At 67.1% G+C, this 13467-nt stretch carries 7 protein-coding genes and 3 pseudogenes; 4 read left to right on the top strand and 6 right to left on the bottom strand.

What is annotated here, in order from left to right; genetic code table 11:
- Nucleotides 1-265 precede the first annotated feature (265 nt).
- Nucleotides 266-1449, bottom strand: a pseudogene (locus tag ACIOWN_RS07885) (IS701 family transposase).
- Between the two features lie 95 nt (nucleotides 1450-1544).
- On the opposite strand from ACIOWN_RS07885, the pseudogene ACIOWN_RS07880 reads away from it, so the two are divergent.
- From ACIOWN_RS07880 to ACIOWN_RS07870, 3 genes and pseudogenes are all read left to right on the top strand, one after another.
- Nucleotides 1545-2236, top strand: a pseudogene (locus ACIOWN_RS07880) (IS5 family transposase); the annotation flags it as partial.
- A gap of 534 nt (nucleotides 2237-2770) precedes the next feature.
- Nucleotides 2771-4552 (top strand): reverse transcriptase domain-containing protein, encoded by a 1782-nt coding sequence (locus ACIOWN_RS07875; protein ID WP_401981076.1) that lies wholly within the window; start codon nucleotides 2771-2773, stop codon nucleotides 4550-4552.
- Between the two features lie 108 nt (nucleotides 4553-4660).
- Nucleotides 4661-4786, top strand: a pseudogene (locus ACIOWN_RS07870) (IS5/IS1182 family transposase); the annotation flags it as partial.
- A gap of 806 nt (nucleotides 4787-5592) precedes the next feature.
- Here ACIOWN_RS07870 and ACIOWN_RS07865 read toward each other — a convergent pair.
- From ACIOWN_RS07865 to ACIOWN_RS07855, 3 genes are all read right to left on the bottom strand, one after another.
- The gene (locus ACIOWN_RS07865) at nucleotides 5593-6336 is read right to left on the bottom strand and encodes a transposase (RefSeq protein WP_401981098.1); all 744 of its coding nucleotides are present in this window, start codon (nucleotides 6334-6336) and stop codon (nucleotides 5593-5595) included.
- Nucleotides 6337-7727: 1391 nt separating this feature from the next.
- Nucleotides 7728-8597 carry an acyl-CoA thioesterase II gene (locus ACIOWN_RS07860; RefSeq protein ID WP_362349874.1) on the bottom strand — a complete coding sequence of 290 codons (870 nt, stop codon included), beginning with the start codon at nucleotides 8595-8597 and terminating at the stop codon, nucleotides 7728-7730.
- 40 nt (nucleotides 8598-8637) lie between these two features.
- A complete protein-coding gene (locus tag ACIOWN_RS07855) occupies nucleotides 8638-11151 on the bottom strand; it encodes a DEAD/DEAH box helicase (protein WP_401981074.1) in 2514 nt (837 codons plus the stop codon).
- A gap of 144 nt (nucleotides 11152-11295) precedes the next feature.
- On the opposite strand from ACIOWN_RS07855, the gene ACIOWN_RS07850 reads away from it, so the two are divergent.
- Nucleotides 11296-12090, top strand: a complete 795-nt coding sequence (locus tag ACIOWN_RS07850) for a metal-dependent hydrolase (RefSeq protein ID WP_401981072.1) — start codon at nucleotides 11296-11298, stop codon at nucleotides 12088-12090.
- A 125-nt stretch (nucleotides 12091-12215) separates the two neighbouring features.
- On the opposite strand, the gene ACIOWN_RS07845 is transcribed toward ACIOWN_RS07850, so the two are convergent.
- Nucleotides 12216-12488: a type B 50S ribosomal protein L31 gene (locus ACIOWN_RS07845; RefSeq protein WP_362349868.1), complete on the bottom strand. Its 273-nt coding sequence runs from the start codon at nucleotides 12486-12488 to the stop codon at nucleotides 12216-12218.
- 51 nt (nucleotides 12489-12539) lie between these two features.
- Nucleotides 12540-13010, bottom strand: a complete 471-nt coding sequence (locus ACIOWN_RS07840) for a DUF5709 domain-containing protein (protein WP_401981068.1) — start codon at nucleotides 13008-13010, stop codon at nucleotides 12540-12542.
- Nucleotides 13011-13467 lie beyond the last annotated feature (457 nt).

The raw sequence follows: 13467 nt of genomic DNA, 5'->3' as shown, positions 1-13467 counted from the left end.
TCAGGCATCTCGACGGACTGGGCCTCGGACACGTTCTCACTGGTCATCGGTGCATCTTCCTTGATCAGGAGTTACACCGAACGTTTTACAGTCCCTCGAGGCTAGTACTGCAACGGTGCTTGTCGTGACTGATGGCCAGGTCAGGGGCTGTGTCCGCGGCGTTTGTAGTGGCTGACGCGGGCCTGGTGTTGTCGTCGTCGGCGCCACGTCGACCAGTGCAGGATGTGCTCCACGGGTGTGGGGCGGCGGTCCGTGAGGCGGGTGATCAGCCGTCGTATCTCGGCGAGGCTGAGGTGGATGAGCTGGGAGGTCCGTTTCTGCTTTCCCGGCATCCAACTCGCGGGCTCGCAGGACGGTCAGACAGGCGTGGGCGGCCATGGCGAGGGTCATGTGGCGGTGCCAGCCGGGGTAACGGCGGACCTGGTAGTCATCCAGGCCGCACTCCTGCTTAGCGCTTTGGAAGCATTCCTCGATGGCCCATCGGCTGCCCGCGATGCGGATCAGCTCGTCCAGGGTGGTCTCGGCGGGGCAGTAGGCGATGTAGTAGGAGATCTCTTGCGGGCGGGCAACGCTGCGGCGGGCGATCACCCAGTGACGGCGGTCGGGTCGGTGCCAGGGCCGTACTTCGACGCGTGCCCAGTCGTAGATCCGAAGGCCGTGAGCCCCGGTGCCGCAGGAACGGCGCTTCCATTTCTGCCGGGCAAGGCCGTTGAACAGGTCGTGGACGGGATGGTCGATCGCCCAGCGGGTGACCACGGTGTCGTGCCGGGTGGTGGCCATGACGTGGAAGACGTCCTCCCGCTCCAACTCGGACCGCCAGCCCTTGGCGAAGCCGTAGGCGGCATCCGCGGTCACCCAGCGAAACGGGATCTTGTCCGTGATAGCGCGGCGGACCATCGCCTTGGCCATGGCCACCTTGGTCTCGAAGGCGACCTCGTCGTCGATGCCGGCCCGGCGGCACCTTTCGCGGTCGTCGGTCCAGGAGGTGGGCAGATACAGACGCCGGTCGATCAGTGTCCGCCCACGGTTGGTGGCATAGGCGAGGAAGACGCCGACCTGGCAGTTCTCCGTCCGCCCGGCGGTGCCGGAGTACTGCCGCTGCACCCCGGCCGACCGTGTCCCCTTCTTCAAGAAGCCCGTATCGTCCACGACCAGGACGGCGTCACGATCGCCGAGGTTGTCGACCACGTACTGACGCACGTCGTCGAGCACCTCATCGGCGTCCCACTCGATCCGGTTCAGCATCCGCTGGATACGGTCCGGGCCTGCGTGGCCGGCCTCCTCCGCCAGCGTCCAGCCGTTCTTCCGTTGCAGCGGAGCGATCAATCCCCGCATATAAGCCAGAGTCGACTCACGCGGCTCCGACCTGCTGAAACGGTGCACGAACCGCTCATGCATCGCGTCCAGTTCACCCGCCCACAACCTGACATCAGCAAGGTCCCCACCCACAACCACACCAACGACCGACCTGGCTACCAGTCACGACAAGCACCGTTGCAGTATTAGACCGTGTCCTATGTGGGGCTGGGTCGTTGAACTTGGTTATGGGGCGGGGTACGTGGAGTTGGATTGTTCCGGACGGGCTGTGGGAGATCGCGGAGCCGCTGATCCCGCCGTCGAGGGTGCGGCCGCAGGGCGGCGGGACACAAGACACGCCTGACGAGACGCTGTTCGCGGCAATCATCTACGTGCTGGTCAGCGGGTGTGCCTGGCGGGCGTTGCCACCGTGCTTCGGGATATCGAAGTCGACCGCGCATCGCCGGTTCCTGATCTGGTCGCGGGCGGGAGTGTGGGGCCGGCTGCACGAGGAGACCCTGCACCGCCTGGACGACGCCGGCCTGCTCGACCTCTCCCGAGCTGTCCTCGACTCTGCCCACGTGCGGGCGAAAAAAGGGGCGAACTCACAGGTCCGAGCCCCGTGGACCGGGGCAAGCAGGGGTCCAAGATGCACGTCCTGTCGGACGCGAACGGACTGCCCCTCCTCGTCGGCGTCTCCGCGGCGAACACCCACGACAGCCTCGCCCTGAAGCCCATGATCTTGGGTCTCCAAACGAAACACGACCCCCATCGCGGCCGCTATTTCAAGCCTCGACGCCTCCATGCCGACAAGGCTTACGACATCCCTCACCTGCGGAAATGGTTATGGGGCAAGCGCATCGGCGTGCGCATCGCCCGCAAGGGGGTCGAGTCCAGCGAACGGTTGGGGCGCCGACGATGGGTCATCGAGCGGACCATGTGCGCCACGAGGCGCTCTGTTTGTATCCCCGGCTCAACCGGGAGGAACTCGGAAGGAGGTTCCTGGGCCGAATGACTTACCTGGATCCGAAAGGTGAAGGGGACAACAGCATGTCAGAAAACCAGCGACCGGGCTCAGTTGTCAGGGACGGTGTGCTGGGCGGCCCGCGCGATATGGCGAAGACTGGATTGTTTGAAGCCCAATCTCCAGAAGATGCAAGTTCCCATCCGCCGGAAACGACAGCTGAAACCGGCGCCGCACTCTGCACGGGGTTTCATTGTTGCCCGGTGCACCTCCGGGGTGCGGAGCGATGTCCAGCGAGGACATTCAAGGAGATGAGTGGGACGCCTACGTCGCGCTAGAACGTACAGATAGAGACGAACGTGGGATCGCCTACGGGACGCGAGTCCTATGGCGACGGAGGCCCCGTAGTAGTCGCCGGAGTCACGACCGGCCAGGGAGGACGGGAAAGCCGTCCACATCGGGCAAAGGGGGCCAGGTGATTCGGACGCTCGAACCCGGGAGGTATGCGAAATGCAGAGCGCCAAAACGGTGCTGGGTGTCCTGCGTGAACGCGGCAGGCTCGGCCTGCCATGTGATGAGCTGTATCGGCAGCTGTTCAATCCGCAGTTGTATCTGCTGGCCTACGGTCGCATCTACGCCAAGCAGGGTGCGATGACGCCTGGGGTCACGTCGGAAACCGTGGACGGCATGTCACAGCGGAAGATCGACCGGATCGTTGAGGCGATGCGTCACGAGCGTTACCGCTTCAATCCGGTCCGACGCATCCATATCCCGAAGAAGAACGGGAAGACGCGTCCACTGGGACTGCCGACCTGGTCGGACAAGCTCGTCGGGGAGGTGATCCGCCTATTGTTAGAGGCGTATTACGAGCCGACGTTCTCCGACCACTCGCATGGCTTCCGTCCCCGTCGGGGCTGCCACACCGCATTGCGGGAGGTGGACCACACCTGGACCGGGACATCCTGGTTCATCGAAGGGGACATCGCCGACTGCTTCGGCAGCCTGGACCATCAGGTCCTGCTGTCGATCCTCGGTGAGAAGATCCATGACCAGCGGTTTCTACGGCTGGTGCGCAACATGCTGACAGCCGGATACCTGGAGGACTGGAGGTGGGGTGCCACGCTCTCCGGAGCGCCGCAAGGCGGTGTGGCCTCCCCGGTCCTGTCCAACATCTACCTGCACAAGCTGGACGAGTTCGTCGAGACAGTTCTGATTCCGGAGTACACCCACGGAAAACGCCGGGCCCGCAACCCGGCCTATCTGGAGTTGCAGAATCTGCTGGCGAAAGCCCGTCGGCGCGGCGACCGGGTCCAGGCCCGTGCGTTACGTCAACGGATGGTCAGTCTGCCCAGTGCGGATCCAGGCGATCCGGCATACCGCAGGCTGCGCTACATACGCTATGCGGACGATCACCTCCTCGGTTTCACCGGACCGAAGGCCGAGGCCGAGCAGATCAAACAGCGTCTGGCCCAGTTCCTGCGTGACAAACTCAGGCTGGAACTGTCCCATGAAAAGACGCTGATCACTCATGCCCGCACCGGGGCAGCGAGGTTCCTCGGCTACGAGATCACGACCCAGCACAACGACACGAAGAAGACAGGCCGTTACCGTCGAGTCAACGGCCAGATCGCTCTGCGTGTCCCACAGGACGTGATCAAAGCCAAGTGCGCCCCCTACCTCGCCCGCGGAAACCCCGCGAAGAGGACGGCCCTGATCAACAGCAGCGATCATGCGATCGTGGCGACGTTCGGGACCGTTTACCGGGGCGTTGTCCAGTACTACCTACTCGCCGGAGATGTTTTCCGGTTGCACCGGCTGCAATGGGTCATGGAGACATCCATGCTCAAGACTCTCGCAGCCAAGCACCGTTCGTCGGTATCGAAGATGGCCGCCAAGCACAAGGCCAGAATCGACACCCCCAATGGGCCCCGAGTCTGTTTCGAGGCCCGAATTGAACGGAAGAACAGGAAGCCACTGGTGGCGCGGTTCGGCGGGATACCCCTCCAACGGCAGCGAGCGGTGGAACTCGCTGATCGTGAGCCGGTCCGGGTGGACTATCCGCAGAAGGAACTCATCGCGAGACTCCTGGCGGACACCTGCGAGATCTGCGGAAGCAAGGGCAACGTGCAAGTGCACCACGTCCGCGCTCTCGCCGACCTCGCACATGCCGGATGGCAGCCTTCCGACTGGGCGCGTGTCATGCTCCACCGGCGCCGCAAAACGGTCGTGGCCTGCGACACCTGCCACGATCGTATCCATTCGGAAAGGCCAGTCAGACCACTCACGCAGTAGTCACTGGAGAGCCGGATGACAGGGAAACCGTCATGTCCGGTTCGGCGGGAGGCCGCGCGGAACAGGACTCGCCCACGGCGAGCACCTCACCGCGCGGCCGACCCAACGTCCTGGCTGGCCGGCTACCGCAGACTCAACCACCGATACGAACGCCATCCCCGCAACTACCTGGCCTTTCTCGGCCTCGCCGCCGCCCTCTGCTGCTACAAGCGACTCATCCGCCTCACCACATAGGACACGGTCTTAGCCAGCCCCGCCGGGCCAGGCGTCTGGTCTTCGATCGCACCCCCTCCACCTTCGCCGGAACCGACTCCAGAGCAAGCCCCGCGGCGAGCTGCCGGCAGTCCATCGCCTCTCCGCCCCGCCCAGCCAGGACGGTCATGATCCGCCGGTAGTCCGGTGCCAGCGCCGCAGCGTCCAATCCTTCACTCCGGACCGGCACCACCGAGCCGGGCACCGGCCCCGGGCGTTGCCCGGGCATGGCCACCGGCGCCTGCTCGCGGTCACGCGGCTCCGCAAGGACCTGCCCGACCGTCTCACGGGCAGTCACGAACCGCTCCCAGGCGGCCTCGGCCTGCAGGACTTCCACCCGCTGCCGGGCACCCGGCACCTCCGCCGAGGAGACAACACGACAGGCCATCAGTGCCGCACGACAACGGAACTGTGCCTGACCAACAGAAACACAGCGGTCCCTCTCGGAAAGGCAACGGCTTCTCAGCCCGATTCGCTCACAGCAGACGAGAAAGGGCCTCAAAGGACTGGAACTTACTGCGGGGACGATGTCAACGTACAACGTTCCCAAAACCAACCAGGTCAGCGAATAGGCAAGGATATTCGGGCCAGTGGCGAACACAGCCGTCGCCTCGTGTCCTGATGCTGCCTGGCCTGCGCACCGAGCCCTGCCTCCCCGAGGTCTCGACGCAAGGAGCCCACCTGTCCAACGGCACGCTTCGGTCCTACAACTCACGGTCCCGATCCGGTTCACCCTTCAGGCCCTCAACGCTCAGCAATGCTAGAGGTTGTCCCGTATGGGGTGCGGGTTATCCGGTGAGGGCCAGGTTGTGGAGTCGGGCGATGCCGAGCATGGCCTGGTGAACGCCGTTGCCCTTGAGCCGGCAGTCCCGCAGGATCTTCCAGTTCTTCAGTCGCGACAGGGCGTGTTCCACGCGAGCTCGCGCCCGGCGGTGGACGGCGTTCTCCGCTTCCTGTCGGGGGCTGAGGTGCGCCTGACCTCGTCGTTTGCGGTGCGGGATGAGCAGGCCGGTTCCCTGGTAGCCGCCGTCGGCGATGGTCGGTGCGCCGCGGCAGGCCCGATCGACGCCGGACTCCGTGAACGCCCGGCAGTCGTTGCGGCTGCCGGGCAACGGCAAGCCGATCGCTACCACCAGGCGGCTGTTGGCGTCGATGACGACCTGAAGGTTGGTCGAGTATCGATAGTTCTTGCTCGAGGCGGCGATGCTGCGGTCGCGGGTAGGCACCAGGGTGCCGTCCACGATGTAGACCGTGTCCTTGCGCGGCCGACGGGCCGGCGAGACGGCCAGCAGCGGTGCCAGGTGATCGAGGATGCGGTCGGCCGCCGACTTCGAGACCCCGAACAACGGCGCCACCTGCCGCAATGTGAGGTTCGTGCGCCAGTACGTCGCCACCAGCAACACCCGGTCCTCCAGCGGCAGCCGCCACGGCCGGCCCCGCTGCACGTCACCACCGCGACGCCGTACCAACGCCACCAGCCTGGCGAAGCCTGTGAATCTAATCCCTCTGAATTGGTGGTGGAAGTTGCGAATCTCGAACGTCCAATTTTGGAAAACCCAAAATAGAAAGGGTCGACCGAAGCCGTACCAGGTTCGTTGGGCTGTTGACGGGGAAGCCTTCTACGCCTCCTACCGCCCCTCTGCCCACGCTGAACTCTTCCGCGTCAACCTTGTCGCTGCTGCGAACCGTGGTGAGGTCTTCGACGGTGAAACAGGCCTTCCTGTGTCGATGCAGCCGGAGTCAGAGGCTCTGACGTGGTATCAGTTCGCTCGTGCCTACGCGGAAATGAAATGGCCGGGTGTGGCGGCAAATACACGTAAGAATACGGATTTCGCGCTGGCTCGCATAACAACTGAACTGCTTGTCGAGCCTAAAAGGGGTGTGGTGGCGCCGGACTCGCAAGTAATGCGTCGGGCCCTGACTCGCTGGGCTTTCCGGCTGACAGCGCAGAGTGAAGCGCCGGAAGTCGATGTGTCAGTCGCGTCGGAATGGGTCGCACAACGCTCGCGGCCCGTGACGGATTTGAAGGACCTTGAGGTCGGACGTCATGCCTTGCGGACCATCAGCTTCCGTCTGAACGGGGCGCCCGCGAGTCCCAGCCACGCACAACGGATTCGGGCTGTGTGTCACAACGCGCTCGAATACGCGGTGGAAAAGGGGGACCTCCCGGAAAACCCTCTCAGTAGGATTTGTGGACGTACTCCACGACTCACTCGCCAGGTGGACCCACGCGTGGTGGTGAGTCCATGGCAGCCCAGAGAACTCTTGACCGCGGTCACCTACGCCAGCACCTGGGCTCACGGGCGAGGGCGACTCCTCATGCCGTTCTTCGCGACCCTGTACTTCGCGGCCCTGCGGCCTGAAGAGGCGGTCGAGTTGAGACTTCAGGATTGCCAACTCCCGCAGAAGGGGCCAGGCCTCCTCACGCTGCACCAGGCCGGCACACGCGCCCGCTCCGCGTGGACGGATGACGGGCGAAAGCACGAGCAGCGAGGGCTCAAGCACCGGGCACGCGGCGACGTACGTCTGGTAGCGGTGTCCCCTGAACTGGTGCAGATACCGCGGACGTACGTCGACGAGTTCGGGACGGCGGAGGACGGTCGGCTCTTCCGCGGCCCGAGCGGAGGCCGGTTGGACTCCACGCGATACCTCGATGTCCGGCACAAGGCGCGGCGCATCATCGACGCCCTCAGTGACGATCGGGAGGGCCGGGTTATCGGGCGAAGTGGACTGGACCATGCGTCTTCGCCGGCACACTATTGGCACGAATCGCTGTGGGGTGCAACGAAACGCGATGAGACGCGGTGGGGTGCGCCTCGGGCCACAGCCTCTGCTTCGTTCTCGGCGAGAACGTCGTGACGGCCGGCCCGCGGCGCGCCGGACGACGCTCCGCGGGCCGACCGATAGTCGGTGAAACCGCAGGTCAGCTCACCTTGCGGAACAGCCCCTCCTGCACCACGGACACGATGAGTTGCCCTTCGAGGTTGTAGATGCGGCCCCGGGCGAGGCCCCGGCCGCCCACCGCGATCGGTGACTCCTGGTCGTACAGGAACCACTCGTCCGCACGGAACGGCCGGTGGAACCACATGGCGTGGTCCAGCGACGCCATGTCGAAGCCGCGCGGCCCCCACAGCGGCTCGATCGGGATGCGCACCGCATCCAGCAAGGTCATGTCGCTGGCATAGGTCAGCGCGCAGGTGTGCACGAGCGGGTCGTCACCGAGCGGTCCCACCGCGCGCATCCACACGGCGCTGCGCGGTTCGGCCTCCTTGACGTCCTCGGTGCTCCAGCGCAGCCGGTCCACGTACCGGATGTCGAACGGCTGCCGCCGTGCCATGCGCTCCAACTGCTCCGGCAGTGTGCCCAGATGCTCCCGGATCTCGTCCGCGACCGTCGGCAGGGACTCCGGCTCCGGGATCTCGCGCCCCGCGGGCATCTGGTGCTCGAAGCTCCCTTGTTCAGGCTTGTGGAAGGAGGCGGTCAGATTGAAGATCGTCCGGCCCTGCTGTACGGCGGTGACCCGGCGGGTGGTGAAGGACCGCCCGTCCCGTACCCGCTCCACCTGGTACACGATCGGCACACCCGGCCGGCCCGGTCGCAGGAAGTACGCGTGCAGCGAGTGGACCGGCCGCTCCCCGTCCGTCGTGCGTCCGGCGGCGACCAGCGCCTGGCCGGCCACCTGGCCGCCGAAGACCCTCTGGAGGGACTCCTGCGGACTGCGACCGCGGAAGATGTTGACTTCTATCTGCTCCAGGTCGAGCAGGTCGACGAGCCTTTCGGCCGGGTTCGTCATGGGCGGGAGACTCCTGAGTTCAGAACGGGTCGACGTCGGCTCACAGCTGACCGACGTCGGTCACACGGACGACCGCGCGGCCCTCGGCGTCGGACGCCGCGAGATCGACTTCGGCGCTGATGCCCCAGTCGTGGTCGCCGGCGGGATCGTCGAAGATCTGCCGCACCCGCCACAGCCCGTTCTGCGGCTCCTCCTTGATCACCAGCAGCTTGGGGCCGCGGGCGTCGGGACCGGTACCGAGGTCGTCGTACTCGTCCCAGTACTTGTCCATCGCCTCGCCCCACGCCTCGGCGTCCCACCCGGACTCGCCGTCCATCTCGCCCAGCTCCCCGACCTGGTCGAGTGCGGCGAGTTCGGCGCGGCGGAACATGGCGTTGCGGACCAGGACGCGGAACGCGCGCGCGTTGGAGGTGACCGGCTTGACCTGGTCGGCCTTCTCCTGGGCCTCCTCCGCGGTCATCTCCTCCGGGTTGGCCAACTGCTCCCACTCGTCCAGGAGGCTGGAGTCGACCTGGCGCACCATCTCGCCGAGCCAGGCGATCAGATCCTGGAGGTCCTCGGACTTCAGGTCGTCCGGGACGGTGTGCTCCAGGGCCTTGAACGCGCTGGCCAGGTAGCGCAGCACAATGCCCTCGGTGCGGGCCAGCTCGTAGAAGGACACCAACTCCGTGAAGGACATGGCCCGTTCGTACATGTCGCGGATCACGGACTTCGGCGACAGCGGGTGGTCGCCCACCCACGGGTGGCTCTTGCGGTAGGTGTTGTACGCGTGGAAGAGCAGCTCCTCCAGCGGCTTGGGGTACGTGATCTCCTGGAGGCGCTCCATGCGCTCCTCGTACTCGACACCGTCCGCCTTCATCGCGGCCACGGCCTCGCCACGCGCCTTGTTCTGCTGGGCGGCGAGGATCTGCCGTGGATCGTCAAGTGTGGACTCCACGACGGACACCATGTCCAGCGCGTAGGACGGCGACTCGGGGTCCAGCAGCTCGAACGCGGCCAGGGCGAAGGTGGACAGTGGCTGGTTGAGCGCGAAGTCCTGCTGGAGGTCGACGGTCAGCCGGACGATGCGGCCCTCGGCGTCCGGCCGGTCGAGCTTCTCCACGATGCCGCCGTCCAGCAGCGAGCGGTAGATGGCGATCGCCCGCCGGATGTGCCTCAGTTGCTGCTTGCGCGGCTCGTGGTTGTCCTCCAGCAGACGCCGCATCGCCTCGAAGGCATTGCCGGGCCGTGCGATCACCGACAGCAGCATCGTGTGTGTCACACGGAAGCGGGAGGTCAACGGCTCGGGTTCGGAGGCGATGAGTTTGTCGAAGGTGCTGTCCGACCAGCCGACGAAGCCCTCCGGTGCCTTTTTGCGGACGACCTTGCGGCGCTTCTTCGGGTCGTCGCCCGCCTTGGCGAGTGCCTTCTCGTTCTCGATGACGTGCTCGGGGGCCTGCGCGCAGACGAAGCCGGCGGTGTCGTAGCCCGCGCGGCCGGCCCGGCCGGCGATCTGGTGGAACTCACGGGCGCGCAGCGTGCGTACCCGGCTGCCGTCGTACTTGGTCAGCGCGGTGAACAGCACCGTACGGATCGGCACATTGACGCCCACGCCGAGCGTGTCCGTGCCGCAGATCACCTTCAGCAGACCGGCCTGCGCCAGCTTCTCCACCAGACGCCGGTACTTGGGCAGCATGCCGGCATGGTGGACGCCGATGCCGTGCCGGACGTAGCGGGAGAGGTTGCGGCCGAACTTGGTGGTGAAGCGGAAGTTGCCGATCAGCTCGGCGATCTGATCCTTCTCCTCGCGCGAGCACATGTTGATGCTCATCAGCGCCTGTGCCCGCTCCACGGCCTGCGCCTGGGTGAAGTGGACGATGTACACCGGCGCCTGGCGCGTCTGCAGCAGGTCGGTGAGCGTCTCGGTCAGCGGTGTGCGCCGGTACTCGTAGGACAGGGGGACCGGGCGGGTCGCCGAGCGGACCACCGCGGTGGGGCGTCCGGTGCGGCGGGTGAGGTCCTTCTCGAAGAAGGAGACGTCGCCGAGCGTGGCCGACATCAGCACGAACTGCGCCTGCGGCAGTTCCAGCAGCGGAATCTGCCAGGCCCAGCCCCGGTCGGGCTCCGCGTAGAAGTGGAACTCGTCCATGACGACCTGGCCGACGTCGGCGTTCTTGCCGTCGCGCAGGGCGATCGACGCGAGGACCTCCGCCGTGCAGCAGATGACGGGCGCGTCGGCGTTCACGGAGGCGTCGCCGGTGAGCATGCCGACGTTCTCGGTGCCGAACAGCTTGCACAGTTCGAAGAACTTCTCCGACACCAGCGCTTTGATCGGTGCCGTGTAGAAGGTGACCTCGTCCCGGGCCAGCGCGGCGAAGTGAGCGCCGGCGGCGATCATGCTCTTGCCGGACCCGGTGGGCGTCGACACGATCACGTTGGCTCCGGAGACCGCCTCGATCAGCGCCTCCTCCTGGTGGGGGTAGAGCGTAAGACCGCGCTCCTGCGCCCAGGATTCGAAGGCCTCGTACAGGGCGTCGGGGTCGGCGGTCGGCGGGAGCTGATCGATGAGGGTCACGCCCCCATCTTGCCTGGCACCCCGGCCGAGACGGGAATCGGATGCCCGACCGAAGATCACGAACGCTACGCTGTGTCGCCGGCAGTACATCGGCACACCAGGTCAACTGGACAGCGGCGCAAGAGGAATGGGGCGGGCAAGGCCATGATGGGACCAGCACACTCACTGTCGGGAGCGGCGGCCTGGCTCGGCGTCGGAGCGGCGGTCTCGGCGGCCGGGCACCCGATGCCCTGGCCGGTCCTGCTGGTCGGTGCGCTGATCTGCGCGGGGGCCGCGCTCGCCCCGGACCTGGACCACAAGGCCGCCACCATCTCGCGGGCCTTCGGACCTGTCTCGCACGCGTTGTGCGAGATCGTCGACAAGCTGTCCTACACCGTCTACAAGGCGACGCGGATGAAGGGAGACCCGCGCCGTGCCGGCGGGCACCGGACGCTGACGCACACCTGGCTGTGGGCGGTGCTGATCGGTGCGGGCACCTCCGTGCTGGCGATCACCGGAGGCCGCTGGGCGGTGCTGGGCATTCTCTTCGTGCACATGGTGCTGGCCATCGAGGGTCTGCTGTGGCGGGCGGCCCGCGGCTCGAGCAGCGCGGTCCTGGTCTGGCTGCTGGCCGCGACCAGTGCCTGGATCCTGGCGGACATCCTCGACCAGCCCGGCAACGGTTCGGACTGGCTGTTCACCGCTCCCGGTCAGGAGTACCTGTGGCTGGGCCTGCCGATCGTGCTGGGAGCGCTGATGCACGACCTCGGGGACGCGCTGACCGTCTCCGGGTGTCCCGTCCTGTGGCCGATACCCATAGGCCGCAAGCGCTGGTACCCCATCGGGCCGCCGAAGGCGATGCGGTTCCGGGCCGGCGACTGGGTCGAGCTCAAGGTGCTGATGCCGGCGTTCATGGTGATCGGCGGACTGGGCTGCGTGGTCGCGCTGAACGTCAACTGAGGGACACGCTCAGCCGGGCTCGAGGCGCACTGCGCGCGGCGGTCCCGCCGGGGCCCCGGTCGCGTCCGTACCGCTCGACCGGTCCGGCTCCCGGCCGGGGAGGCCGGCCTGCCTCCCGTGGCCGGTCAGGCGGCTCCGTCACCTCCGGGAACCTGACCGCCGCCGTAGCGCCGCTCGAACCGGGCGATCCGGCCCTCCGAGTCGACCGTGCGGGCCTTGCCGGTGTAGAAGGGGTGGCTCTCCGAGGAGATCTCCACGTCCACGACCGGGTAGGTCGCGCCGTCGTCCCACTCGATGGTCTGCTCACTGCTCGCGGTGGACCGGGTGAGGAAGGCGTACCCGGCGGCGCGGTCCCGGAAGACGACGGGGTGGTAGTCGGGGTGCTTGTCCTGCTGCATGAATGCTCCTCGTGCGGCGGGGGAGGGGGTGACGGCACGCGGGCGGCCGGGTCAGCCCTGAGGGGTTTCCTCGTCGACGACGTGCATCGCGGCCTCCTCGGCGGAGGCGGCCGCGCCATCGATGCCCACGTCGGTGGCGACCAGGGCGCTCTCGTCGTCCTCGTGCGCTCCCTCGTCGGGGGCGACGAGACGGCCGGAGCGGGCGGTACCGACCTCGTTGTCCAGGAGTTCCCCGTCGGTGTCCTCGCAATCGCCCATGTCGTCGCCGTCCCAGGCAACCGGTTCAGGGACTTCCTCGGAGAGGCGCTGGTCCAGGGTCTCGCCCTGGTGGCGCTCCTCGGCGGTCACGCCGGTGTGCTCCACGGCCCACGGCCGCTCCGGCGGCGACCAGCCGCGGTCCAGGGGGTCGTCGACACCGTCGTTCATCAGCGTGTCCTCCGGGTCGAGCACTCCCGTGTCCTCCCTGACCTCGGAGTCGTCGGGCTGGTAGACGTCGTCTCCCCATCCGTCGGCGCTGTCCACGGGTACCTCCAGGTGGTGGGGACGGGCCCGTTCTCTCCGCGGCCGATGTGCGGCCGCCGGTGCACGGGGCGCAGCAGGCACCCGGCACGAACCGAACGGGTCCCGGGTGCTCCCCGAGCCGTTTCCGCTTTCCAGCCTTCCACCGCTGTTCGGCACCGCGCAACGGCACCGGCCGCGCCGCCCGGCCGATGCCCCGTCCACCGCCGGTCCCGTCCCGGGCCCGCCCCGGCCGCGGGGCCTGGCACCGCACCGGTCATCGGGGCGCGGCCGGCCCCCGGCGACCTTGCCGGTCCTTGCGCGTGCGTTCGTCACCGCGTCGGTCACCGCGACGGAGCCGAACCCCCGACCCCGCCCGTCACCGCGCCGGCCGTCGCTTCCACCGCCGCTCAGGCCGCCGGGCTGGAGCCGGCCGCTCCGTCTGCGCCGGACCCGCCGGCCACACCGGTCACCGCGGTGG

Origin of the sequence: Streptomyces sp. NPDC087787 (genome assembly GCF_044743035.1) — a bacterium.
Classification (GTDB): Bacteria; Actinomycetota; Actinomycetes; order Streptomycetales; family Streptomycetaceae; genus Streptomyces.
The sequence above is the reverse complement of the archived record's forward strand: the minus strand, read 5'-3'. Positions and strand labels throughout refer to the sequence as shown.